The organism is Desulfosarcina sp., assembly GCF_041551955.1.
In the GTDB taxonomy this organism is placed as follows: Bacteria; Desulfobacterota; Desulfobacteria; order Desulfobacterales; family Desulfosarcinaceae; genus Desulfosarcina.
In genome coordinates, this window is sequence record NZ_JBFELV010000002.1 from 1 (window position 1) to 25,306 (window position 25,306).

General features: G+C 58.2%; 25 protein-coding genes and 1 tRNA gene. 19 read left to right on the plus strand and 7 right to left on the minus strand.

Going from position 1 to position 25,306, the window contains the following annotated elements; all coding sequences use genetic code 11:
* Positions 1-135: 135 nt before the first annotated feature.
* The 4 genes from ABYV26_RS00330 (at position 136) to ABYV26_RS00345 (ending at position 3,772) form a co-directional block, all read left to right on the plus strand.
* Positions 136-621 (plus strand): hypothetical protein, encoded by a 486-nt coding sequence (locus ABYV26_RS00330; RefSeq protein ID WP_372677056.1) that lies wholly within the window; start codon positions 136-138, stop codon positions 619-621.
* Positions 622-1,125: 504 nt separating this feature from the next.
* Entirely contained in the window at positions 1,126-2,067 is a 942-nt protein-coding gene (locus tag ABYV26_RS00335) for a hydrogenase small subunit (RefSeq protein WP_372677057.1), read from the plus strand.
* Positions 2,068-2,122: 55 nt separating this feature from the next.
* Entirely contained in the window at positions 2,123-2,314 is a 192-nt protein-coding gene (locus ABYV26_RS00340; RefSeq protein ID WP_372677145.1) for a nickel-dependent hydrogenase large subunit, read from the plus strand.
* Positions 2,231-3,772, plus strand: a complete 1,542-nt coding sequence (locus ABYV26_RS00345) for a nickel-dependent hydrogenase large subunit (RefSeq protein ID WP_372677142.1) — start codon at positions 2,231-2,233, stop codon at positions 3,770-3,772. Before ABYV26_RS00340 ends, ABYV26_RS00345 begins: the two co-directional genes overlap by 84 nt.
* Positions 3,773-3,834: 62 nt before the next feature.
* Here the strand turns inward: ABYV26_RS00345 and ABYV26_RS00350 are convergent, their stop codons facing one another.
* On the minus strand, positions 3,835-4,257 hold the full coding sequence (locus tag ABYV26_RS00350; protein WP_372677059.1) for a 4Fe-4S binding protein: 423 nt from the start codon (positions 4,255-4,257) through the stop codon (positions 3,835-3,837).
* Positions 4,258-4,305: 48 nt separating this feature from the next.
* Positions 4,306-6,264 carry an aldehyde ferredoxin oxidoreductase family protein gene (locus tag ABYV26_RS00355; RefSeq protein WP_372677061.1) on the minus strand — a complete coding sequence of 653 codons (1,959 nt, stop codon included), beginning with the start codon at positions 6,262-6,264 and terminating at the stop codon, positions 4,306-4,308.
* Between the two features lie 139 nt (positions 6,265-6,403).
* Between ABYV26_RS00355 and ABYV26_RS00360 the strand changes: the two genes are divergently transcribed.
* The 14 genes from ABYV26_RS00360 (at position 6,404) to ABYV26_RS00425 (ending at position 19,881) form a co-directional block, all read left to right on the plus strand.
* Positions 6,404-6,895 carry a carboxypeptidase-like regulatory domain-containing protein gene (locus tag ABYV26_RS00360; protein ID WP_372677063.1) on the plus strand — a complete coding sequence of 164 codons (492 nt, stop codon included), beginning with the start codon at positions 6,404-6,406 and terminating at the stop codon, positions 6,893-6,895.
* A gap of 195 nt (positions 6,896-7,090) precedes the next feature.
* Positions 7,091-7,603 carry a HyaD/HybD family hydrogenase maturation endopeptidase gene (locus ABYV26_RS00365; RefSeq protein ID WP_372677065.1) on the plus strand — a complete coding sequence of 171 codons (513 nt, stop codon included), beginning with the start codon at positions 7,091-7,093 and terminating at the stop codon, positions 7,601-7,603.
* On the plus strand, positions 7,581-7,823 hold the full coding sequence (locus ABYV26_RS00370; RefSeq protein ID WP_372677066.1) for a HypC/HybG/HupF family hydrogenase formation chaperone: 243 nt from the start codon (positions 7,581-7,583) through the stop codon (positions 7,821-7,823). The genes ABYV26_RS00365 and ABYV26_RS00370 overlap by 23 nt, the downstream gene beginning before the upstream one ends.
* A 15-nt stretch (positions 7,824-7,838) precedes the next feature.
* Positions 7,839-10,121, plus strand: a complete 2,283-nt coding sequence (gene hypF / locus ABYV26_RS00375) for a carbamoyltransferase HypF (protein ID WP_372677068.1) — start codon at positions 7,839-7,841, stop codon at positions 10,119-10,121.
* A 162-nt stretch (positions 10,122-10,283) separates the two neighbouring features.
* Positions 10,284-11,375: a hydrogenase formation protein HypD gene (gene hypD, locus ABYV26_RS00380; RefSeq protein ID WP_372677070.1), complete on the plus strand. Its 1,092-nt coding sequence runs from the start codon at positions 10,284-10,286 to the stop codon at positions 11,373-11,375.
* A 65-nt stretch (positions 11,376-11,440) separates the two neighbouring features.
* Complete coding sequence (gene hypE, locus ABYV26_RS00385) at positions 11,441-12,451, plus strand: hydrogenase expression/formation protein HypE (RefSeq protein ID WP_372677072.1); 1,011 nt, start codon at positions 11,441-11,443, stop codon at positions 12,449-12,451.
* A 75-nt stretch (positions 12,452-12,526) separates the two neighbouring features.
* The gene (locus tag ABYV26_RS00390) at positions 12,527-13,570 is read left to right on the plus strand and encodes an FAD:protein FMN transferase (protein WP_372677143.1); all 1,044 of its coding nucleotides are present in this window, start codon (positions 12,527-12,529) and stop codon (positions 13,568-13,570) included.
* 194 nt (positions 13,571-13,764) lie between these two features.
* Entirely contained in the window at positions 13,765-14,535 is a 771-nt protein-coding gene (locus tag ABYV26_RS00395; RefSeq protein WP_372677074.1) for an electron transfer flavoprotein subunit beta, read from the plus strand.
* Between the two features lie 91 nt (positions 14,536-14,626).
* Positions 14,627-15,592, plus strand: a complete 966-nt coding sequence (locus tag ABYV26_RS00400) for an electron transfer flavoprotein subunit alpha/FixB family protein (RefSeq protein ID WP_372677075.1) — start codon at positions 14,627-14,629, stop codon at positions 15,590-15,592.
* Positions 15,593-16,921 carry a 30S ribosomal protein S12 methylthiotransferase RimO gene (rimO, locus tag ABYV26_RS00405; RefSeq protein WP_372677076.1) on the plus strand — a complete coding sequence of 443 codons (1,329 nt, stop codon included), beginning with the start codon at positions 15,593-15,595 and terminating at the stop codon, positions 16,919-16,921. It abuts the gene before it with no gap.
* Positions 16,918-17,898, plus strand: coding sequence for a polyprenyl synthetase family protein (locus ABYV26_RS00410; protein WP_372677078.1), 981 nt, complete (start codon positions 16,918-16,920; stop codon positions 17,896-17,898). Before rimO ends, ABYV26_RS00410 begins: the two co-directional genes overlap by 4 nt.
* Before the next feature lie 99 nt (positions 17,899-17,997).
* Entirely contained in the window at positions 17,998-19,188 is a 1,191-nt protein-coding gene (locus ABYV26_RS00415) for a hypothetical protein (RefSeq protein ID WP_372677080.1), read from the plus strand.
* 61 nt (positions 19,189-19,249) lie between these two features.
* Positions 19,250-19,324 (plus strand) — tRNA-Val (locus ABYV26_RS00420).
* 83 nt (positions 19,325-19,407) lie between these two features.
* On the plus strand, positions 19,408-19,881 hold the full coding sequence (locus ABYV26_RS00425; RefSeq protein WP_372677082.1) for an EVE domain-containing protein: 474 nt from the start codon (positions 19,408-19,410) through the stop codon (positions 19,879-19,881).
* A gap of 282 nt (positions 19,882-20,163) precedes the next feature.
* Here ABYV26_RS00425 and sat read toward each other — a convergent pair whose 3' ends face one another.
* Entirely contained in the window at positions 20,164-21,435 is a 1,272-nt protein-coding gene (gene sat, locus ABYV26_RS00430) for a sulfate adenylyltransferase (RefSeq protein ID WP_372677083.1), read from the minus strand.
* A 189-nt stretch (positions 21,436-21,624) separates the two neighbouring features.
* Entirely contained in the window at positions 21,625-22,422 is a 798-nt protein-coding gene (locus ABYV26_RS00435; protein ID WP_372677085.1) for a sulfite exporter TauE/SafE family protein, read from the minus strand.
* A 138-nt stretch (positions 22,423-22,560) separates the two neighbouring features.
* Between ABYV26_RS00435 and ABYV26_RS00440 the strand changes: the two genes are divergently transcribed.
* On the plus strand, positions 22,561-23,304 hold the full coding sequence (locus ABYV26_RS00440; RefSeq protein WP_372677087.1) for a type 1 glutamine amidotransferase: 744 nt from the start codon (positions 22,561-22,563) through the stop codon (positions 23,302-23,304).
* Here ABYV26_RS00440 and ABYV26_RS00445 read toward each other — a convergent pair.
* From ABYV26_RS00445 to ABYV26_RS00455, 3 genes are read right to left on the minus strand one after another with little or no spacing between them, the layout of a single operon-like run.
* The gene (locus ABYV26_RS00445; protein ID WP_372677089.1) at positions 23,291-24,121 is read right to left on the minus strand and encodes a M48 family metallopeptidase; all 831 of its coding nucleotides are present in this window, start codon (positions 24,119-24,121) and stop codon (positions 23,291-23,293) included. The two genes, ABYV26_RS00440 and ABYV26_RS00445, sit on opposite strands and share 14 nt — an antisense overlap.
* Positions 24,122-24,571: a YbjQ family protein gene (locus ABYV26_RS00450; RefSeq protein WP_372677091.1), complete on the minus strand. Its 450-nt coding sequence runs from the start codon at positions 24,569-24,571 to the stop codon at positions 24,122-24,124.
* Positions 24,572-24,581: 10 nt separating this feature from the next.
* Positions 24,582-25,277 (minus strand): YbjQ family protein, encoded by a 696-nt coding sequence (locus ABYV26_RS00455; protein ID WP_372677093.1) that lies wholly within the window; start codon positions 25,275-25,277, stop codon positions 24,582-24,584.
* Positions 25,278-25,306 lie beyond the last annotated feature (29 nt).

Genomic DNA, 25,306 nt, shown 5'->3' on the forward strand with positions numbered 1-25,306 from the left:
ATTATCATTTCGGACCATCAGCGTCAATCCTTTTATCCCAATAACTTAAATGATGGTTGACATCAAAGATGTTTTGTGATGTTCCTCCGTGCACGAAAAAAAACAGCGAAATATCGCCCCTGGAGGAAGACGCTTATGAAACAAAAATATTTGGTTCTAAAGGACGATGAAGCCGGGAAGCTGGCCATTCAGGAATACGCTGAACTGGACAAGGAGATGCTCTCCCTGCTGTGTGAAGAAACCTACGATACCGCAGCCATCAAGGCTGCCATGGAAAAAGATCGCAACGCCCTGATACAGGCGCTTCGCACACACAATATGTATCCACCGGGCACATACACGGAACGTATCGCCGATGCCATTGTCGAGATGTTTCAACCTGGCGCTAACCCCTCCGCCGAACTTTTCTTCGAAGAACGGGACATGTTTGAACCGGTGGTCGAGTCGGTCGTCAACGATCCTGACGACGACGACGATGATGATGACACCGAGATAGAGGTGGATGATCTGCTCGATGATGACAGTGACATCGATGAAGATTTCGAGGAAAAGGGGATAATCAAAGGCCTTAAAAAATCCATTAAGGCATCCGATGAGGACACCAGCCTCGACGATGCCTGACCCAGTTCCACACCATCGAACCCAAAAGCGTCCGTGCTGGTATGCGGCGCTTTTGGGTCTCCTTTTGTGATTTCCACCCAGCGAAAAAGCTTCCTGCCTTAGGATCCTCAACCAGCTTGAACAATAGCCAAAATAAGCTTTTTACCTTGACTTGCCCTGGGCCTTCCACTAATAGGTAAGGACGCCGTTTAGTTTTAATTCATCACCTGTGAATCGGTATTCATTCAGAATTGTCGAAGCTCTCAGGCCGTTGTGCCTCCGCTTGACAGCCGCACGCGTCCGTGAGTTGTACAGCGATCACCGAATACCGGGCCTGATAACGGAATGGTTCCAAAACACCATTGATTGTTTCCCCAAAAAACGTTCCAACGCCTTTGAAAAGACAAGTGGAACCTGTGCGACCATGACCGCGCCGATGTGTTTCGTTACGGATGGCTTTCTCATGGACGACTGGTTCTCTTTTTTTGCTCCACACTTATCCATCATCTGCATCAGGAGGTGCTAATGGGACAGGAAAGATCATTTTATCAACGGTTGAAGGAAAAAGGCGTCTCACGAAGAGATTTCATGAAGTACTGTACAGCACTGACGGCGACCATGGGATTGTCATCATCCTTTGTCCCCAGGGTGGCCGAGGTGTTTGCCGCACCGGTGCAGCGCCCGCCGGTGGTTTGGCTGCATTTCGCCGAGTGCACCGGATGCTCCGAATCCCTGCTGCGATCCCAGTATCCCTACATTGACGAATTGGTCCTCGAGGTGCTCTCGGTGGAATACCACGAGACCATCATGGCCGCCGCCGGTCACCAGGCCGAAGAGCAGCTTCACAATGCGATCAAGAAGTATGAAGGCAAGTTCATCTGCGTCGTCGAAGGCGCTGTGGGCACCAAATACAACGGCGGCTACGGCAAAGTCGGCGGCCGATCATTCTTGGAGATTGCCAAGGATGTCTGTCCCAAGGCCGCGGCCGTCATCGCCTACGGCACCTGTGCGACTTTCGGCGGCATTCAGGCTGCAGCGCCCAACCCGGGCGGCTACAAGGGCGTCGGCGAGGCCATCGGCATCAAACCCTTACAAATTCCCGGATGTCCGCCCAACCCAATCAATCTGGTGGGCACCGTGGTCAACTATCTGCTGCTCGGCAAACTGCCCGAACTGGACGACATGGGCCGGCCGTTGTTTGCCTTCGGCAACACCATCCACGACAAATGCCCCCGGCGCTCCCACTTCGAAAACGAGGAATTCGTGGAGGAGTTCGGCAGCGAAGAGGCCGCCATGGGCTACTGCCTTTACAAAATGGGCTGCCGCGGGCCGGAGACCTACAACAACTGCCCCACCGCCAAATTCAATGACGGCACCAGCTGGCCGGTGGAGGCGGGTCATCCGTGCATCGGTTGCAGCCAGCCCAATTTCTGGGACACCATGAGCCCGTTTTACGAAGAGATGTAGGTTCTGTCATTTCAACTTGAAAACGTCCTTTGACGAATAAATGGAGGTTCTAAATATGGGCAAGCGAGTCGTAGTGGATCCAATCACCAGAATCGAGGGCCATCTTCGCATCGAAGTGGAAGTGGCCGGGGGTAAAGTCGTCAATGCGTGGAGCTCGGGCCAGATGTTCCGGGGCATCGAGCTGATTCTTCAGGGGCGCGACCCGCGCGACGCGCACCATTTCGTGGCCCGATCCTGTGGCGTCTGAACGTACACCCATGCTCTGTCCTCGGTGAGGGCAGTCGAAGCCGCAGTCAATGTCCAGATTCCCAAAAACGCCAGACTGATCCGGAATATGATGCATGCCGCCCAGTTCCAGCATGACCACCTGGTTCACTTTTATCACCTGCATGCGCTGGACTGGGTGGACATTGTCAGTGCCCTGAAGGCCGATCCCAAGAAAACCGCCGAACTGGCCGACAACGTCAGCAACGCCAAAGTGGGTGGCTCGGCCTACTACAAGCAGGTCCAGCAACGCATCCAGACATTTGTGGACAGCGGTCAGTTGGGCCCCTTCTCCAATGCGTACTGGGGCCACCCGGCCTACAAGCTGCCGCCGGAAGCCAACCTGATGGCCTGTGCTCATTATATCGAAGCGCTGCGCCTGCAGGCCAGGTCCGCGCGCATGCACGCCGTCTTCGGCGGCAAGAACCCCCACCCGCAGTTTTTGGTGGTGGGCGGCATTACCAGCGTGGCTGACCTGAAACCCGACCGCATTGCCGAGTTCCTCTACCTTCAGAAAGAGACCCAGGAGTTCATCGAAAACGTCTACATCCCCGACCTGGTGGCCGTTGCCTCCTTCTACAAGGACTGGGGCGCCATCGGCGGCACCACTAATTTCCTGGCCTGGGGCGAGTTTCCCCAAGGCGAGAATGAGCCGGACAGCCTGTTCATGCCGCGCGGCTTGATCAGCAAACGGGACCTGGCCAATATCCCCATGGCCATTCAGGAAAAGGTGGCCGAGAATGTGACCCGCGCCTGGTATGAGGACGGACCCGATCTGCATCCGTATAAGGGTGAGACCAAGCCCCTTCAGGAAGATCCCAAGTACCGTCCGGACAGCGGCAAGTACTCCTGGTTCAAGGCCCCCAGATACGAAAACGAACCCTGCGAAGTGGGTCCATTGGCACGTGTGCTGGTGGCCTACGGCAAAGGCCACAAAGAGATCAAACCGCTGGTGGACGCCACGCTCCAGAAACTCGGCATCCCTGCCGCCGCCCTGTTCTCCACCCTCGGCCGGACCGCCGCCAGAGGACTGGAGACCATCGCCATCGGCCAGGCCATGCCCGGCTGGATCATGGAACTGCTGGAAAACATCAAGAGCGGCGACACCCAGACTTACACCCCCTGGGAAATGCCTGATGAAGCCATGGGCCTGGGGCTCAACGACGTGCCCCGTGGATCGTTGGGGCATTGGATTAACATCGAAGGCGGCAAGATCAAAAACTACCAATACGTGGTCCCGTCAACCTGGAACTTTGGTCCCCGCGACGACAAGGGCAAACTGGGCCCGGTGGAAGAGGCGCTGATTGGCACACCCGTGGCCGATGCCAAGCAGCCCCTGGAAATTCTGCGCACGGTCCACTCCTTTGACCCGTGCGTGGCCTGCGGCGTCCATGTGATCGATCCGGACTCCAACCAGGTTTATAAATTCAAGGTGATTTAGTTTTTAAATTCCCCCTTCCCGGGTCTTTTGGATCCGGGAAGGGGTTTTCCCATTCCCGCTATCTAAGTAGTTTCTTCCATTCTTACCGCATCAACCGGACATTCCAGCATACAGAAGGCGCATCCGATGCAGTTGCGCACTTTTTGTAAAACCGGATAACGAATGGTTTCACGGGTGCCCCGATCCGGTTTCAAATCAATGCAATTCGTGGGGCAGGCCTCCACGCAGATGATGCATCCCATGCAGCGCTTATCGTCGAACACCGGCTTGGGCCAGCGTGAGCGAATGCGGATCCGTTCGCACACCTGACCTTCAGGGTCCTTTACACTGACGTAGGGGCAAATTCGGCCGCAGGCCCCGCAGTCGATGCAGACATCCGATACAATGCGATGGCGCTCTTTGGGTCTGCCGATGATGGCATCCACCGGGCAAACACGCATACAGACGCTGCACCCGTTACATTTATGGGTGATGGTATAGGCCATGGACTATCCTCGGCGCGTTGGCCACGCCCTCCAGGGCGTGCGGGTATATCATATTTCCAAGTTCAAACTGGCCAGACATTCCGGCGTCGGCACCCCGGTATCCGGGCTGAAGCCCATGGCAGACCAGTAGTATCGCCGCAATTTTTCCAAGGGGACCGTCACGCCTTGATTGGCCCCTTCCTGCTGGGGCGGGTCGCCGATGACCCGTTTGCTGAGGCGAATATCCGTGGGGTTGATGCCCTGCTTGATGTTGAACAATTGCTTGACGGTCTGAATCCGATGGCCGACGACCATGAACGCTTCGGGCGACTGCCCCCAGCCGGTGGCGGCGTTCAGCCAGTCAAACAGCGGGATCCGGTGGGCCCCCATGAAGGTGCCGAAAAGGCAGCAGCCGGCACCATTGACCACGTTCATGTACTGGCTGCAGGCGGCCCCCATGGCGGCCTTTTCCCGGTTTGCCTGGTACTTGCTGCGCTTGAGGTAAAACAGGGAGGGGTCGGGTAAATCCGGTATCACCCGCCAGAGCTGGAACATCTCGTAGTACATGTAGGCGCCGATGGTGTGGCGGCCGGGGGTGGGTTCGACCACGTTGTGTAGGGCAAATCCAGGATCGTAGCGGCCGTCGTGCATGCCCAGCTCCTGCCCGCCCGCATGGACTGCCATGGTTTCGGCGCCCCGGCCGATTTTCTGTGCCGCGCGTTTGGCGCCATCGGCCAGCAGGTCGCCGATGCCTTCCCGTTTGACCATCTTTTCCACCAGGCGGACGATGGCTTCGGTGTTGCCCCAGGTCAGCGTCAGCCCATCCGTGTCCGTGGCGGTCAACAGCCCCTTTTCAAAGCACTCGATGGCAAAAGCCACCGTACCGCCCACGGAAATGGTGTCCATGCCGGCGCGGTTAAGCAGTTCGTTGAGGTAGCAAATGCTGTCGGCATCTTCGTTGAGGCACAGCCCTCCCAATGCAATGGTCGATTCGTATTCGGGCCGGTGCACCTCGGTCTTGCCGTCTGGCGCCAGGCTGATTCCGCCGCAGCCCAAGGGACAGGAGTAGCAAAAATATTTGGCCACCACCGGGAGGGTGAATACGTCGGGGTCGATCAGCTTGGATTTGTCCCGTCCGAAATCGCGGTTGGAGCCTTTCCAGTTCATCACCGGGGCATCGCCGATTTCGATGGCCATCTGGTTCTGATTGATGGTGCCCCACTTGCTCAACATGATCTTGTAAAGCATGCCGTCGAGCTCCATCTGGGCAGGCAGCAGGCGCATGAGTGCGCCTAAATAGGCGGTCATGGTGCCGTTTAAAAAAGGCGGCTGAAAGGCCACATGCTTGTTGCAGGCCAGGCTCAGGGTCTTCATGGCCTTGCGGTCATGAACCTGAACGCGATGGGCGCCGCACAGGACAACGGCCTTGAGCCGCTTGGCGCCCATGACCGCCCCCAAGCCGCTGCGGGCCGCCAGCCGGCCGCCGTGGTTCACGATACCGGATATGAGCGAACGGCGCTCTCCAGCCATGCCGATGCAGGCGACACGGGCCCGCTGTTTGCCGCCGTGTTCGTCTATCAATTGCCGCTCCGTTTCGATGGCATCCCGGCCCCACAGATGGGTGGCATCGCGCAGCCCGGCCCCTTTGGTGTCGGCATACAGGTAAACCGGCCGGCTACTCTGGTCGGTGAAAAAAATGCCGTCGACCCCACATGCCTTGATGGCGGGAGCCAGATTGCCCCCGCAGTTGGCATCGCCCCAGGTGCCGGTGAGGGGGCTTTTGCCGACCACCATCCAACGGCCGGTGAACAGGGAGCCGCTGGCGGTCAGTATACCGGACACGAACCCCAAGATATTGTCCGGCCCCAGGGGATTCGCCCCGGCCGGAATCCGTCGGTAGAGCAGCCATGCGGCCAGACCGGTGCCGGATAAAAAGCGATGGTATACGTCATCGGGGACGGCTTCGGTGGTGATGCGGCCGGTGGTCAGGTCAACCCACAAGACCTTTCCCATGTAAGAACGGTTCATCGGGCCCCCCAAGCAATGCGGATCGAAAAGGATGATTTTTCAGGATGCGGCAAAAGAACCGCTTTACTATTCCACGTTTTGAGTATAATTTCAATACTGATCGCATGGGGAATAAAGGAGGTGCGGGATCTTTAAGTACATGATCAGTGTTTTCAGCGTTTTGTTGTCCTTCGTGGGGCCTGCAGGCATTGGCCAAGCGCTCGCCGGCGATTGGATTGTAGGGTCCATTTCTATTCGGAACGATGCCGGCCACAAGGCGTATGGCGAGCGCCTGTCGGTGTTTCTGGTGAGCGATAAAATCCCCGTATCGGCAAAAAAATGCCTCGACGAAACCCACCATCAGCGAAAAGTGGACTGCATCAACAACTGCCACCTCGATTTTTACAAGCGCTTTCAGCAAAAACAGATGCAAACCGGCTATCTCATCGCCCAGACCGTGACCTCGGCAACCGGTAATTTTGCCTTTCTGGACCCACCCCCCGGTACCCACTATGTGCTGGTGAAGTTTCCTGCCTTGATCGACGGATACAAGGTCGCCTGGCAGGAGCCGGTGACCGTGAAGCCGGGTCGGATTGGCGTCGTGTCCCTATACGATGAGAATCTGGTCCTGCCCAAAAATCGCCGGCACTGATCCGGAGCGGAAAGACCAGCGTCTCCGGATGTCCCTTTATCGACCGGCGGATCATGCCTTGAACCGTTTATCAATCCATGCTACCACTTCCACTTTATGCCCTTCCCATGTCCGGTCATTCGTTTCAGACGACTGCCGTCTGTGGTGGTTGAAGGCTCAGCCTATTAAAAGGTGGAAAGAACGGATGCAATGGCGATGGACCATGTAATGATCCTGGGCGTAGGCAATCTATTATTCTCTGATGAGGGCTTCGGTGTCAGGGTCGTGGAGGAACTGGAGCGCCGATATACCTTCCCTGAAAACGTTTCCATTGTCGACGGCGGCGTGCTCGGGGTAAGTCTTCTGGGTGTCATGTCCGAAGCAGACCAGCTGATCGTGGTGGACGTGATTCGCAATCAAGGCGTCCCCGGTGACCTCTATCGCCTCGAAGGCGAGGTTATTCCCGAGCGAATCCGGGCCAAAAACTCATTGCATCAAATCGATTTCCTCGAAGCGCTGACCCTCTGCCAGGCCATGGATAAAGTGCCCGAAACCGTCATCCTCGGTGTGGAGCCCGAAGATATCAACACCCTGAGCACGGAGCTGACTGAAACAACCAGAAACCGAATGGAAGATGTCATTCGGATGGTGCTGGGTGAACTCGAACGACTGGGTGTCACCTGTCACGATAAAGGAGCAGACGACCATGTGTCTTGCAATCCCATCTAAAATAACCCATATCGAAAATGAAATGGCCACCATCGACGTGGACGGCGTCAGGCGATCGGCCAGCCTCATGCTGTTGGAGGATTCGGCAGTGGGTGACTATGTCATCGTGCATGCCGGTTTTGCCATTAAAAAGCTGGACGAAGAATCGGCCATGGAAACCATCCGACTGCTCAAGGAGGCCGCCGCGTTCGTAGACAACCTGGAAGCCGGTAAAGGGTAGCCGCCAACACCGGCCATGACAGATGCACGCACCGCATATCGCCTGGAGATCAACGGCATTGTTCAAGGGGTGGGCTTTCGGCCATTCATCTACCAGTTGGCCAACCACCACGGCCTGATGGGGGAAGTGGCCAACACCGCCACCGGTGTGTCCCTGGTTCTGGAGGGCCTGGAAACGGACATCCGGCAGTTCATCGACGACCTCCCCAATAAAAAGCCGCCCCTGGCACACATCGTCGAGGTGTCTGAAACACCTGAAGCCGTGAAGGGTTTTGCGGCGTTTTCCATCGTCAAAAGCCGCGGCAGTGCCACCCGAGCCACACTGATTTCACCGGATGTAATGGTCTGCGAGGATTGTCTGGCTGAGATGCGCGATCCGGTGGATCGGCGTTTCGGCTACCCATTCATCAACTGCACCAACTGTGGTCCCCGCTACACGATCATCGACGATATTCCCTATGACCGGCCCAAAACCAGCATGCGGCGCTTTCGCATGTGCCCCATGTGTCAGGCTGAATATGACGACCCCGACAACCGGCGTTTTCATGCCCAGCCCAACGCCTGTGCGGTTTGTGGTCCACAGGTGACCTTATGTGATGCCGGCGGGAAAGCCGTCGACACCGACGATCCCATCGCCGAAGCGGCCAACCGCCTCAGGCAAGGGCGTATCGTGGCCATCAAGGGGCTGGGCGGTTTTCACCTGGCCGTGGATGCCACCCACGCGGATGCCGTTTCGCGACTTCGCCGGCGCAAGCACCGCGAGGAAAAGCCGTTGGCCCTCATGTGCAGCAGTTTGGATCGCATCCGGGAGATTGCCCGTGTGCAGACCGCGGAAGAGCGCTTGCTGGTCTCCATCCAGCGTCCCATCGTTCTGCTGGAAAAGCGCGACCACACCGCCATTGCCGATTCGGTATCACCCCGCAACCGCTATTTCGGCATTATGCTGCCCTACACGCCCTTGCACCACCTGCTGCTCGATGTCGGTTTCGTTGCCCTGGTGATGACCAGCGCCAACCTAAGCGAGGAGCCCATTGCCATCGACAACGCTGAAGCCTTTGGGCGTTTGGGAGGGATTGCCGACGATTTCTTGGTCCACGACCGGGATATCCTCCTGCGCAGCGACGACTCCATCGTCCGTCACAGTGCCGGCCACATGCGTCCTATCCGACGATCCCGCGGCTATGTGCCCGTACCCGTTTTTTTAAAGGATGACATGCCGCCGGTGCTGGCCTGCGGGGCTGAACTGAAAAACACCGTCTGTCTCACCCGGGGCCGGCAGGCTTTCGTGAGCCAACACATCGGTGATATGGAAAACCGGGCCACCGACGATTTCTTCCGCCTCACGGTGGATCATCTCAAGCGCATTCTGGACATCGACCCGCAGGTCGTGGCCTGCGATTTACATCCGGATTACATGAGCACCCGCTATGCCAGGGAATTGCGGGGCATTGCCTGCATCGCGGTGCAGCACCACCACGCCCACATCGCCGCCTGCATGGCTGAAAACAAGGTCGACGGGCCGGTGATCGGCCTATCCTTCGATGGAACGGGACTGGGAACGGATGGCACGGTCTGGGGGGGCGAGGTGCTGGTGGCGGACTACCACACCTTTACCCGGGCGGCGCATTTGGCACCGGTGCCCATGCCCGGCAGCACAGCTGCTATCAAGGAACCGTGGCGCATGGCCGTGGCCCATCTGAACGCCGCTTTCGGTGAAGAGGCGGGATCGCTTCGCCTGCCTTTTTTGCGATCGTTGGGCAGACAGCCCGTGGAGACCATGATGGCCATGATGGAGAAACAGATCAACAGCCCGCTGACGTCCAGTCTGGGCCGACTGTTCGATGCCGTTGCAGCGATAACCGGGCTGCGCGGCCAGGTGGCCTTCGAGGGCCAGGCCGCCATGGAACTGGAGATGATCCTCGACGCCGCCGAATCCGGCAGCTACGATTTTTTCTGGGAGGGCGACGGACCCTGCCGGATAGCAACCGTGCCCATCATTCAGGCCGTGGTGCGGGATGTCGAAAGGGGCGTTTCTCCGCATACGATCAGTGCCCGTTTTCACAACACCTTGATCCTGCTCTTTGACCAGTTGTGCCGCCACCTGCGCTCCACCACGGGCATCGACCGGGTGGCCCTGAGCGGCGGCGTATTCCAAAACCACCGTCTGCTGGTCGGGTTGGCGGCCGCTTTGAAAGCAAGCGGTTTCGACCTGCTCACCCATCGGCTGGTGCCGACCAATGACGGCGGTCTTTCCCTGGGGCAGGCAGTGGTGGCGGCAGCAACAGTGACGGAGTCGTAAAAAGTCCGATATCTGCGTTACGCTTCATCCCTCGTCAATGCGGCGTATCGTCAGTACGCCTCATTACTCGGGGTTTGCAAGCCTTGATCTCGAACCTTTTAGGAAGCCGTCGGAAACCCGATTTCTAAGAGTTCCATAAGTAAATAAGCCATGAGGGACATCATGACCCTGAAAAAAAACGATGCCTTTCACGATCCGCAAATCGCCCGGCACTTAGCCCAACGCATCACCCGAACCAGCCGCAGGCCGGTTCGTTTCATGGAGGTGTGCGGCACCCATACCGTCTCCATTTTCAGGAGCGGCATCCGCTCCCTGCTGCCGGAAACCATCGCCCTGCTGTCGGGGCCGGGTTGCCCGGTGTGCGTCACCGCCCAAAAGGAGATCGACGCCTTTATCGCCCTGGCCCGGGAACCGGAGACCATCGTGGCCACCTTCGGCGATCTGATCCGGGTGCCCGGCAGCGGCTCCTCGCTGCAGCGTGAGAAAGCCGATGGCGCCGATGTGCGCATCGTCTACTCCACCTTCGATGCCGTGAAACTGGCCAGTCAAAATCCGGGCAAACGGGTGGTCTTTTTGGGGGTGGGTTTTGAAACCACCGCGCCCACTGTGGCAGCCGCCATTTTAGCCGCCCACCAGCAAAAGCTCGACAACTTTTCGGTGGTGTCGGCGCACAAAACCGTGCCCCCGGCCCTCGAGGCTCTGGCTGACGGCAAGATCAATATCGACGGGTTCCTGCTTCCCGGCCACGTGTCCGTGATCATCGGCTTGGATGCCTATCGACCCTTTTTCGAGACCCACCGGGTGCCGTGCGTGGCGGCCGGTTTCGAACCGGCAGACCTGCTCCAGGGTATCGCCATGCTGGTAGACCAAGTGGAATCCAGGCAGCCGGCATTGCAGAACGCCTATCCCCGAGCCGTTTCACCCGCCGGCAATCCCAAGGCCATGGCGATCATGAACGAGGTGTTCGAGATGGTGGATGCCGAGTGGCGGGGCATCGGGACCATTCCGAGCAGCGGTTTGGCCATCCGCGAAGCATATGAAGCTTTCGACGCCGTCAAGGTTTTCGGCATTCGGCTGAAACCCGCTCCGGAACCCAAGGGGTGTGCCTGTGGTGAAGTCCTTACCGGCTTGAAAATTCCACCCCAGTGCCCATTGTACAAAACGGTGTGCAACCCCATGGCGCCGGTGGGCCCATGCATGGTCTCCAGCGAAGGGACTTGTGCGGCTTACTATCGCTACCACGGCGACGGTTGAACCATCGATTTTTCGACCTATAGTTTTTTAGCCATTTGTATTCATAAAGGAAACAACCCTATCCCATGAAATCGGACAAAATCCTTTTAGACCATGGCAGCGGGGGAAAGATGTCCCATCGCTTGACGGCCGACCTGTTGCTGCCCGCATTCGACAACCCGGCCCTGGCCATGCTCGATGACGGCGCCACGCTCCGTTTGGCCGGCGGCCGCATCGCCTTCTCTACGGATACCTATGTGGTGGACCCCATCTTTTTCCCAGGCGGCAGCATCGGCGACCTGGCCATCAACGGGACGGTCAACGACGTGGCCATGTGCGGCGCCACCCCCTTGTACCTGAGCGTGGGGATGATCATCGAAGAGGGCTTCCCCATGGCTGACCTGGAACGGGTGGTGGCCCAGATGGGACGTGCCGCCCGGCTGGCCGGGGTCATCGTGGTCACCGGCGACACCAAGGTGGTACCCAAAGGGGCGGCGGACAGGATTTTCATCAACACCGCCGGCATCGGTACGATCGACGAGAACGTCCATGTCTCCGGTGCCAATGCCCGACCCGGAGACGCAGTTATCCTCAGCGGCACCATGGCCGACCATGGCATGACCATTCTCACCCAACGCCAGGGGCTCGCTTTCGAATCGGACGTCAAGAGCGATTCGGCCCCCTTGAATCACATGGTGGCCGACATTCTCGGGACCGGTTGCGACATCCATGTCCTACGAGACCCCACCCGGGGCGGCGTGGGCACGACGTTGAATGAGATTGCTGACCAATCAAAAGCGGGCATTCGCATCTATGAGGACCGACTGCCCGTCAGGCCCTCTGTCTCAGGTATCTGCGAGTTGTTGGGCTTCGATCCCCTCTACGTGGCCAACGAGGGCAAGCTGCTGGCCGTTGTGCCGGGGGATCAGGCCGGTCAGGTGCTGGAGGTGATTCAACAATCCCCGTACGGCAAGGATGCCTGCATCATCGGCGAAGTGACCGACGACCATCCCGGCCGCGTTTTTATGAGAACCCGCATTGGCGGCGAGCGCATCGTGGACATGCTTGCCGGTGAACAGCTTCCGCGCATTTGCTGACGGCTTCGCAACCCGTTCGATGTCTGCGCGACCCTTCATCCTTCGTGGGAATATGATTCGTTTAGCGTGCATCCTATGTTGAATCTGCTTCGACCCGAGCTGATCCGAAAGACCCGACTTGCCTCGGTGATTTTGATGATCCTGGTGTGCATCGCCTGCCAGCCGAAAAGGGAGCTGCAGTTGTCCGGCAAGACCATGGGAACCACCTATCACATCAAGGTGGTGACCGGGTGGTTGACGTCCGGCGCCCATCTGCAGCGGCAGATCGACGATCGCCTGGCCGCGATCAACACGAGCATGTCTACCTACGACCCGACCAGCGAGATCAGCCGGTTCAATGCAATCACCACTGCCAACGAACCCTTTTCCCCGTCCGCCGATCTGCTCGAGGTGCTGAGGGTGGCGGCCGAATTGCACAGGCTTACCGATGGCGCCTGGGACGGCACGCTGGACCCATTAGTCAACCTGTGGGGTTTCGGACGAAAAGGGTCGGTCAGCCAAGTCCCGGATGAGCGTGAAATCCGGCAGGCGCTTGACCATGTGGGATTCGACCGCATCCTTTTGGAGCCGTCGGGTACCATCAGTAAAAGGGATCCCGTCGTCACCTTGGATTTGGCGTCCATTGCCAAAGGATTCGGGGTGGATGCGATTGCCCGGCTGTTGGGCGACAACGGTTTTTCCCACTTTTTGGTGGAGATCGGCGGAGAAGTATACGCCCGTGGCCGGCGAAAAGACGGGAACGCCTGGCGCGTGGGCATCAACCGCCCGGACAAGGAGGCCCCATTCAATGATGTCTACCGGGCGGTGCCCCTCACTGACCGGGCCATGGCCACCAGCGGTGATTACCGGATTTTCTTTCAAGTCGACAACCAATCCTACGCGCACATTCTCGATCCGCGTACGGGCAGACCGGTAACCAACGGAGTGGTGAGTGCCACGGTGGTGGCGGCCAATTGCACGGTGGCCGACGGTCTGGCCACCGCCCTGATGGTAATGGGGCCGGAAAAGGGACTGGCTTTGGTCAACCGATTGGCGTCTGTGGAGGGCCTTATGGTTGTCCGACTGCCTGACGGGTCGCTCGTCGACCATCCGTCCGATGGGTTTGGGATCGGGCGATAGCCCGCGGCTTCAAAAAGGGGTCCGGAGATGATTTCCCGTTGACAACCCGTCCCTAGTTCTATAATTGACTTTGAAGTCATAACAATTCTCATAATATTGATAGGTTATATTCTCATTAAAAGTTAATATTTGGAAAAAGATACAGGGCCCTTCACGTAAAATGCGACGGTATCGGCCCCAAAGGAAGGTGAAACGTGGAAATTGCCGTACTGCTCAAGCAGGTTCCGGCCACAGAGTCGATGATCGAAATCAGCGACGACGGGACCGCCATCAAGACCGAAGGCATCAACTGGGTGATGAATCCCTATGACGAAATGGCCGTTGAGGAGGCGCTTCAGATTCGCGCCGATACCGGCGGGACGGTCACCGTTTATTCCCTGGGACCTGAAAAGGCTGCTGAGGCGCTGCGCACCGCCCTGGCCATGGGCGCCGATACCGCCGTCCGCATCGATCCGGAAGGAAAGCCGTTGGACGGACTGGCCATTGCCAAGGTGCTGGCTGGAGAACTGAAAAAGGGTGCCTTCGACCTGATCATCGCCGGCCACCGGGCTGTGGATGACGATAATTTTCAGGTCGGTCCGGCCATTGCCGAACTCATGGGGATCCCCCTTGTATCCATGGTTGTCAAGCAGGACCTGGCCGACGGCAAGATCCGCTGCACGCGGACCATCGATGGCGGCACGCTGGTGCTGGAAACGACCCTTCCGGCGCTGATCACCACCCAGCGCGGTCTCAACGAACCCCGCTATGCCAGCCTGCCGGGCATCATGAAAGCCAAGAAGAAACCCATTGACACGCGCCGCCTGTCGGAAACCGGGACCGATCCAGGCGTGCCCATGGTAAAGACGCTTGCCATGCGGCTGCCCCCGCAACGAAAGGGTGGCCGGATCATAGACGGCGACAGTGCAGCGGACAAAGTGGCGGCACTGGTCAAAGCCTTGCGGGAAGAGGCCAAGGTGATTTAATCGATCGGCAGCAGTGGTCACTTAAAATCCAGACAACGCCCGATGCAGATGCCGATGTACGATCGGGCGTCACCCAACAGGGAGAAAGCTCATGTCACAGGGAATACTGGCCGTCACCGAACAGGTTGACGGTGCATTCAAACATATTTCGTTCGAAGTTATTTCTGCCGGAAAAAAGCTTGTCGAAACGACCGGTGGGGCGCTGACCGCGGCTGTCATGGGCGCTGGCGTCGACGCCATGGCATCGCAGGCCGCCGAATATGGGGCGGACCGGATATTGGTGGCGGACCATGAAGGCCTGAAAGACGGCCTGGCCGATGCATGCATCCAGGCTGTCGGCCAACTGGTGGCAGCCTCCGACCCGGCGGTGGTGTTGATCGGGGCGACGTCGCTGGGCAAAGACATCGCCGCCCGGCTTTCCGCCCGCTTGAACGCGCCCTTGGCCATGGATTGCGTGGACGTTCGTGCCGATGGCGCCCGGATCGTGGCCACCCGTCCCATGTACGGTGGCAAAGTTCTGGCCGACGTGAGCCTGAACGGTTCTCCGGCCATCGTGGCCATCCGCCCCCGAGCCATGGAGGCCGTGGCTGCCAAGGGCGCCGGGGAGGTGGAAAAGGTGGCCGTCAGTTTGGACGGAACCCCGTTGCGCCTGGTTGAAAAACACATGGAAACCGGCAAGATCGAACTGACCGAAGCAGATGTAGTCGTCACCGGTGGACGGGGCATGGGTGGGGACGATTTTGCCGTCGTGGAAGCCCTGGCCAAGGCCCTGGATGGGGCCGTGGGTGCATCCCGTAGCGCCGTGGACGAGGGCTGGCGGCCGGTAACCGATCAGGTGGGGCAGACCGGCAAAGTCGTAGCGCCCAACCTGTACATCGCCTGCGGGGTTTCCGGAGCCATTCAGCATCTGGCCGGCATGGCCTCATCACGTGTGGTCGTGGCCATCAACAAGGATCCTGAAGCGCCGATTTTCTCCAAATGCGACTTCGGTATCGTGGGCGATCTTTTCGAGGTCCTCCCTGCCCTCACCGCTGAAATAGAAAAACTGAAAGGGTAGATGGGCCGTCTATACATTGAGAGTCTGGGCTGTGCCCGTAATCAGGTGGACAGTGAGAACATGGCCGGAGCGTTGCGCCAGGCCGGCTGGTCGCTGACCCGGGATCCGGCCGATGCCGTTGTTATCGTGGTCAACACCTGCAGCTTCGTCGAATCAGCGATCAACGAATCCATCGACACCATCCTCGAACTGGCCCGGTTTAAAAAAACGGGACGCTGCAATCGATTGGTGGTCGCGGGTTGTCTGCCTGAACGGTTTCGTGAAGCCATCGCCGAGGCCTTGCCCGAGGTGGACCAGTTTCTGGGTACCGGGGCGTTTTCGCGCATCGTGGATGCCGTGACCGGCGGATTGGGCCGCGGAACCTGCCTGCTGCCCGACCCAGACCGCATAACCATGGGGCAAACCACGGCCCGTGAAAGGAATCCCTCCCACACCGCCTACTTGAAAATTGCCGAAGGGTGCAGCCGCCACTGCACCTACTGTATCATTCCCCGGCTGCGGGGCCGCCAGAAAAGCCGACCCATGGAATCTATCTTGGCCGAGGCCAGGGAACTGGTTGACAGCGGCGTCAAAGAGTTGAACCTGGTGGCCCAGGACACCACCGCTTACGGCCGCGACCTTTCCCAACCGGTGAGCGTTGACACCCTGCTGGTCCGCCTTGCCGAAGTGGCCGGGGAGACATGGGTCCGATTTCTCTACGGTCACCCGGAAAGCATCACCGACGGCGTGATCGAGGCTGTTGCCGCCCACCCCAATCTATGCCCCTATTTTGATCTGCCGATTCAGCATGCCGCCGCCGCTGTATTGAAGAAAATGGGACGAAATTACGATAAGCGGCAGCTGCTGGACCTGTTTCAGCGAATCCGATCGAGGGTTTCCGGGGCTGCCCTCAGAACCACCCTGATCGTCGGCTTCCCCGGAGAAACAGAAACCGATTTTCAAGAACTGCTGGAATTTGTAGAACAGGTCCGATTCGACCATCTGGGGGTGTTCACCTATTCCGATGCCGAGGATTTACCTTCCCATGGTTTGCCCGGGCACGTATCCAAACGAGTGGCTCAGTACCGCCACGACACGCTGATGGCGCGGCAGATGGCGATCTCCGAAAACAACCTGGCATCCATGATTGGAAAGACCTTGCCGGTCCTGATCGAGGCTTCATCCGAGCCCCATCTCTACGAGGGTCGAACCATCCTACAAGCACCCGAAGTAGACGGCCTTACTTTTGTGAAGACGCAGCCGGACGGCCCCGCGGCAACGATCGGAAATTTTGCATCGGTTGCGATAACGGACACCTTGGCGTACGATCTGATCGGAAAGGCGCTATGACCGACCTGAAAAACAAAATCCTGGCCGCCGTCGGTGAAGATCTTAAGGTCATCGAGCAGGCACTGGCCGAGAACCTGAATCCCCATTTCAATCTGGTATCTCAAGTGGCCAGGCATATTCTGTTTGCCGGAGGAAAGCGACTGCGACCCCTTTTGATGGTTCTGGGCGCCCGGCTTTGCGGATATTCAGGCGATCACACGGCACGGTTTTCCACCATATTCGAATATCTTCACGCCGCCACCTTGCTGCATGACGATCTGATAGACGGCGCGGACATGCGGCGGGGTCGTCAGGTGGCCAACCAGCTGTGGGACAATTCCACGGCGGTGCTCACTGGAGACTTCCTGTTGGCCCGAGGGCTCTCCATCGCCGCGGACACCGGTCTTTGCGAGGTGATCCAGACCATTGCCCGGATCACCGAAAACATGTCCCAAGGCGAAATTCGTCAGCTCGAGAAAAAGGGGGACCTCACACTCAGCGAGGACGACTACTTAGAGGTGATTCGCTGCAAGACGGCCGTGCTATTCGAGGGCGCCTGCCGGACCGGTGCCTTGGTTGCCGATGCGAAACCGGCTGCAGTCCAGGCGCTGACCGACTACGGGTATCATCTGGGACTGGCGTTTCAAATGGCCGATGACCTGCTTGACTACACCCAGGATATCGCTTCTCTGGGCAAACATGCCGGGGCCGACTTGAGGGAGAGGAAGCTGACCCTGCCGCTGATTCATGCTTTGTCCCGTGCGCCCAAAGCGGATCGGCAATGCATGATCGCCATTTTCGAAAAGCGAGATTTTAGCGAAACCGAGTTTGCGTCACTGGTGGAGATGTTGAACCGCCATGGCGGCATCGCTTATACTGAAGCACGGGCAATGGCGCATGTTCAACAGGCCAAGACGGCACTCTCACCGTTTGCGGACAGTCCGACGCGGGAAATCCTGATGGATATTGCCGACTATGCGCGGGTCAGAAAAACTTAGCGCCGCCGGCCCGCTCAGGGCCATCCACCCAACCACGTCCGGATCGACCTGTCCGGCATTAATGCCCTGGTATCCGAAGGATCCGGGCGGGAGAAACCCATGTCTGACCGGAACACGATGAAAATATGGATCAAGCGAAGCTGCCTTTTGGTTGTACTCTTGCTGGCCTGGACCAGCAGCTACGGTGCGGACAGCCGCGTGGTCAAGCAGTTGAACGTATTGGGATCGGCCGTTATCCACGAAAAAAACCTGGCTGATGGAAGGCAAAATGCGGTCAATGATGCCTTGGCCGCCGCTGTAGGCCAGGTGGTCATGGATATGCTCACCGGTGAGACCGTGGTGCGGCGATTCCAGCAGATCAACGACAGTATCCTGGCTGAACGGGATAACTATATCCAGAACTACCGGGTGCTCACCGAGTCCGTATCCGGAACCACGGTCAGGACGTTGGTTCAGGTGGACATTGCCGCAGACCGGGTCAGCCGGGACCTGTCTCGCCTGGGCCTCGCGCTGGCTGGCGCCGTGTATCCGAGGATCCTCTTCATGGTGGCGGAAAGAAACGTGACCGATGCCGATTTTAGCTACTGGTGGGGGGATCGTCGGCTTCGCAGCCGGACCATCAGTGAAGGGGCGCTGGCGGCGACGCTTAAGTCTGCCGGCTTCAAGATCGTCGACCTGCCCGATCTGAGTTCTCCCCTGTCGCTTCCCGTGAATGCCCCCGAGGCAGACATGGTGGCCCTGGCAGGACGGCTGGGTGCGGATGTACTGGTCACCGGCCATGGCACTGCCGCGGCTGCACCCAACACCATGGGGGGTGGGGGCAACGCCTATGAAGCCGTCCTCGAGGCACGGGCCTTCGATGTCCAGACCGGCCAGCCGATCGGTCGGACACGCCAGAAATCGGTGATTTCCGGTCAGGATGAGGTCGCGGGGGGGCGCGAAGCGCTGTCCGGTGTGGGGGTCTTGGCCGGTGATGACTTGGCCCAAAAGATTATGGCCGTCTGGCAGCAGGAGCAGGATCGCAGTGCCGTCATCGAGATCGCGGTGGCGGGCACCGGCGGCCATATTGCCAATTTCGTGCGTCTGCGCACGGCCATCGCTTCGTTATCCGGAGTCAATGAGCTGAAAATGAAAGAGATGTCGGCTGACCGTGCCAATATGGCCGTCACCTACCAGGGTAGTGCGCGGTCTCTGGCCGATGCGCTGTTGCTGAAAACATTCAGCGGTTTCGGTATCGACATCTTCGAGGTTGCGCCCGAGGCCATCCGCATCCGTCTGGTGAACCAGTGATCCTGAAGTCGTAAATTCCTTGACAGCCCCATGAGCAGGTGGTATCTGCTTTTTTTCATGTAGGCGCGTAGCTCAGGGGGAGAGCGCTTCCCTGACACGGAAGAGGTCGTTGGTTCAAATCCAATCGCGCCTACCATCTATGAGTGAAAAAGACCGACCATACTAGATTTCGTATGGTCGGTCTTTTTTTCCGCGTCAGGCCTGCCCAAGGAGCAATCAATGAACTATTGGCTGATGAAATCCGAACCGTCAGCGTTCAGCATCGATGATCTGAAAACAAAACCGGACCAGACGGAACACTGGGACGGCGTGCGCAATTACCAGGCACGCAACATGATGCGCGATCAGATGAAGGAAGGCGATCGCGCATTCTTTTATCACTCCAACTGCCATGTGCCGGGGATCGTCGGGCTGATGGAAGTCGTGCGCGAAGGCTACCCGGACCATACGGCCTTTGACCCCAGCAGCAAGTATTTCGACGAGAAAAGCAATCCGGAACAACCGCGCTGGTATATGGTCGACGTCAAATACATGCGCCACACGAAGCGAGCCATTCCCCTGGCCGAACTGAAGGCACATGCGGCTCTCGAAAATATGCCGCTGGTGCGCAAGGGTAATCGACTCTCGATCATGCCGGTCTCCGAGGCCGAGTGGCGCTATATTCTATCCATCGAGAATCGACCGGTGCGATAACCTGAATCATCTAAAAGACATCTCGCAGCACATTAAGAAACGCATTGGTAAAATGACATTACTGCCGCTTGCAGCGGATGATAAATCAAGGACTCGCTGAAGTGTACCCGATAGACAGGGTTCGGCCCATGGGAATTATTAAAAGATGGCGGATCGCCCTCGGATACGCCACAGGCATTCACGTTCAAGTACCGGGCGTTTTGGGTGAATAAAAAAAGCGGGGCACACCTGAAGGGTGCGCCCCGCTTTTTTAATGTACATCTCACTGCAGAAATCGGTAGATTAATTGCCGGTGGCTGCCTTGTGGGTCTTGATTTCCACCTTTTCGGTGAGGCCTTCGTAGTAGGTGCGCAGGATCGCGACAACTTCGTCGCGGCCGAAGTGATCGGGCAGATCGCCGCCCTCGGAGAGCATCTTGCGCAGCATGGTGCCGGAGAGCAGCACGCGGTCTTCCTTGCCGTGGGGGCAGGTTCTCAGGGAAGCCATGCCGTCGCACTTATAGCAGTAGAAGGTCCAGTCGATTTTCAGGGGCTGGCAGAGCAGGCCCTTGCCGCCGGCCGGGGTCGGGATCTTGTCGAAGATGGTCTGGGCTTCGAACATGCCGTAGAAGTCGCCCACACCGGCATGGTCGCGGCCGATAATCATCTTGGAGCAGCCATAGTTCTGGCGGAAAGCGGCGTGCAGGAGGCCTTCACGAGGACCGGCATAGCGCATATCCAGCGGGTAGCCGCCCTGGACCACGTTTTTTTCCACAAAGTAGCCCTTCACCAGGGCGTCGATGCATTTAACGCGCACGGATGCGGGAATGTCACCGGGTTTCAGGTTGCCCACCAGGGAGTGAATGTAAACGCCGTCGCACACTTCCACGGCGATCTTGCACAGGTATTCGTGAGAGCGGTGCATGGGGTTCCTGAGCTGCAGGGCAGCCACATCGCTCCATCCGCGTTCGTCGAAGATTTTACGGGATTCGGCCGGACGGTAATAAACGCCTTTGTAACGGGTGGGGTACTCGCCTTCGCTGAGCACCTTGACCGGGCCGGCCAGGTTGAAGGCTTTCTGGTCCATAACCATCTGGACGCCGGGGTGATCTTCTTTGGCGATCTTCCAGAAATCTGCGGGCGTCGGGGTGCCTTCACCCATGAAGACTTTTTCGCACTCCCATTTTTTGTCGGCATCGGTCAACTCGTATTTCTCGGTGACCTTCATGGTGGCCATGATCTCTTTGCCCTCGGGATCGTACAGGGCCACTTCGTCGCCGACTTTGATCGCATCGGCGTCTTCCTTGGTCACGTCCAGGCACACCGGCACCGGCCAGAACGTGCCGTCTGCGGTCAGGAAGTTGTCACAAACGCCTTTCCAGTCGGCCTTGGTCATGAATCCGGTCAGGGGGCTGAAGCCGCCGATGCCGATCATGATCAGGTCGCCTTTGACGCGCGGGGAAATTTCGACCTGCTTGAGGCCTGCGGCTTTTTTCAGTTCGGCTTCTTTTTCAGCGCCTTCGAGCAGACAGACAGTGAGGCCTTTGCCGCCATGGGGGGGAATAAGATTGGACATGTGATCTTTCTCCTTTCGATAATGTGATTTTCGCAATCTGTATACACAGATGATTAGCCTGGAAGGAAATAAAATACCAAGTAGAAATAACTATGCGGGAACGGTTTTTTTGTCAAGAATATTTCGGAGCCTTGAGGCTGATCCAGGCAGATAGGCTGGCTGGCGATTTTAAGCTTATGGTCAAAGCGATCACAGGATTCCGATCAGCATGCGGGTCGCCACCACCAACAGCAATATGGCAAAGACGCGCTTGAGCCGGTCGACGGGCAGGCTGTGGGCCAGGCGAACCCCTAGTGGGGCCGTCAGGACACTGGTGACAACGATGCCCAAAAGAGCCGGCAGGTAGATATACCCCAATGAAAATTCAGGTAAGCTTTGGACTGACAGGCCATTGTACAGGTAACCCATGGTGCCGGCAATGGCAATGGGAAAGCCGATGGCCGCAGAGGTGCCGATAGCGTGGTGAACGGACATGTTGCACCAGATCATGAACGGTACGGAAAGGGTCCCGCCGCCAATGCCCACCAGGCTGGACACGATGCCGATGACGTTGCCGACGCCGAACATGGCGCCGTGTCCGGGAATCTGCCGAGAGGGCCTGGGCTTCTTGTTGGACAGCATCTGAACGGCCACGTAGTATAAAAAAACGACAAAGAAGCCTTTTAGAAAGCGGGTAGAGAGCTGGGCGGCAATGCAGCTGCCAAGAAACGTGCCCGAAAATATACCGATAACGATTTTGCGCACCACATCCCAATGGACAGCGCCGCGCTTGTGGTGGGCCCGGAAGCTGGACACGGCGGTAAACATGATGCTGGCCAGAGATGTACCCAAGGCCAGGTGCATGATCACGGCATCGGGGACGCCCTGGCGAACAAAACAAAACACCAGCATGGGTACGATGACCAGCCCGCCGCCGATGCCCAGCAGGCCGGCCAAGACCCCGGCTACCGCTCCGACCAGAACATACATGAATACAATTGCCGTCATATTGGCGCCTCGCAAATCCCTTGGTTTCTGGCAGTGAAATCGGTTGACGAATCGAACGGACCCGTTATCATGTTTGCCCGGGACCCACAAGGTGAATCCCATCTTTTGTCCCACACGCACACCATCGAGGAGTGAAATATGAAAATTCAATGGCTGCAGCATGTTGCGTTTGAGGGTTTGGGACGCATTGCCGGCTGGGCGGCGGAAAACGGCTGCCGGGTGACCGGCTCACGGATGTTCGACGGTGATGCCCCGCCGCCTGTGGCCAACCTGGACATGCTGGTCATCATGGGGGGTCCCATGAGCGTCAACGATGAGGTTGCCTATCCCTGGCTGGTCGGTGAGAAGCGCTTCATCAGCCAGGCCATCCAGGCGGGCAAAATGGTGCTCGGCATCTGCCTGGGTGCGCAGTTGATCGCCAGTGTCGCCGGTGCCCGGATTCGCCCCGCCGACCACAAGGAGATCGGATGGTTTGCGGTGGAGAAAACGCGGGCCGCCAGAAACGCGGCGGTCGGCTGCGCTTTGGCGGACAAGTCGGAGGTCTTCCACTGGCATGGTGAAACCTTCGACCTGCCCCATGGTGCGGTGCACCTGGCCCGCAGTCGGGTCTGCGAAAACCAGGCATTTGCCATGGGGCAACACATCGTCGGCCTCCAATACCATCTGGAGACCACACCGGAATCGGTCAGTGCAATGATCCAGCATTGTCGTCACGAACTGGTGAAGGCGCCCTATGTTCAGACCGCCACCGACATGCAATCCCAACCCGATCGCTTTTATGCACTGAACCTTGAGATGGACCGGCTGTTGGACTATTTTTTGTCCATCCACCGCACACACAAAAAACAGCCAATCAATCATCGGATCGTCAGGGAGGGCTGATTTTGGCGGTCAGATCGACCGGCAGGGGAAGCGGATGTCCGGTGGGGTACCCTCGTTTTTCGGTTAGTTCTTTCAGGCGAGCGATGCGGCGGCGGTTTTCCGGATGGGAGGCGAAATAGTGGCCGAAGCGGCCCGGATCCCCGTCTTCGGGGATTTTGTTGAAAAAGGAGGTGGCGTCCGCCACGTGTCCGTAATGGCAAAACAGCGTTTCCAGGGCAAATTCATCGGCCTGGCTCTCTTGCTTGCGTGAAAAGCTCAGTTCGGTGAGCCCCAACCCCTGCCCGATCATGCGGTTGATGCTGTTGTCCGCGCCCAGCAACATCGTGGATGCACTCATCAGCACCAGGGCCCGCCCCAACCCCCGAAGGTGATCCCTGTTGGCATAGTGTCCCAACTCATGAGCCAGGACAAATGCCAGCTCGTTTTCCGAGGTCATTTCAGCCAGCAGGCCGGTGAAGACAACCATGTGCCCGCCAGGCAGGGCTGCCGCGTTGACGGCATCGGACTCGGTGACATGCACGGTGATGGTATAGGGCAGGAGGGCGCATGGATCCTGGAGGCGATCCACCAGGGCCTGGACGGACCGGGTGACGTCGGCGGCATCTTCTTCAGCGAACTGCCCGATAAAGGCGTCGGCCAGCACTTTCTCCACGTCCATGGAGAGTCGGGGGACAATCAGATCGACCGCCAGGCCGAGGGCCAGGTAAACGCCGACCACGATGGCCAGCAAGCCGCCGGCCAGTATAGCGAACTCTTTGAGCGGATGGGTGGGGGAGACATTGACGTTGATTCTTGGCTGCCGGGCGGTAAATTTCACCTACTCCTCCACGGTAAGCGCCGTGCCGTAAGCCATGGCCTCCAAGCAGCCGATATTTTTTCGCTTGGACTGTTTGCCGATGGCCGATGTTTCGATGCGCACGTTGACAATGACCGTGGAATCCCCGGCCATCTCTTTCATGCGCAGCAAAGCCTCCCGTCGTGCCCGGTCGAGAAGGCTCTCGTAGGATTTTACCTTTCCCCCGAAAATGTTGCGCAGGCCAGCCAGAATCCTCTTGAAATAATCCACGGAAATCACGGCGCTGCCCCACACCAGCCGCGCCGACCGAATTTTATGCTCGGGGATTTCCACGGATTTAAGGGTAACGGCCGGCAGGTTGATGGTTGCATTTTCCCGGTTGGCAATCGAGCGATAATGCCGCTTTTCGGCCCAGCTCCCCGCCGCGTATCCCACCGCCAGCAAAGACAAAAAGATAATCAGGTCAATCATCGACGTTCTCCTATCCCACCCGGACGGCGGTCCCGTAGGCGTAGAGCTCAGCTGCACCCTGGGCTACGGAAGATGTGGAAAAGCGGACGTTAACAATGGCATTGGCGCCCATCAGGCGAGCTTCTTCGATCATCCTGTCCATGGCTTGCTGCCTGGATTCTTGGAGCAGTTGCGTGTACCCTTTGAGTTCTCCGCCAACGAGGTTTTTCAGACTGGCCATGAGGTCGTGGCCGATGTGCTTGGCCCGGATGGTGCTGCCGGAAACCAGTCCGAAATGCTCTGCCACGCTTTTCCCGGGAACCGTTTCGATATTCGTGATTATCATTTTGCCTCCATCAGATGTCGTGGTATGGTGAACCTTGGCTTGAGAAACCGGCGGCTGGGACGGCGGAGCGGGCGACCGCGATTGGCTGGAAGCGTTTGCCTCTGCTGCCGAATCGTCGGAAGGCGGCGCCGGCGCCTGGTTTTCGGGTGCACCGTCCTTGCGAATGTCGCAGAATGCGCCGGCAGCGGCGAATACCTGTTGGAATTTTTCAGCTGTCTCCAGGTCCGTGTCCTTGCGGACGGCAACGGGGCTGCCGACGAATAATTTCGCGATACCCTGGTCGTCGGTTTTGAGTGCGGCCTTCAATCGATCCTTGACCATTCCGGCGCTTTTTCCGGGCATTATTCTGCCTTCGAAGATGACGGTGTATCGATCACTCATGGGTTGCTTTCTCCTTGTCAGAGTGTTGA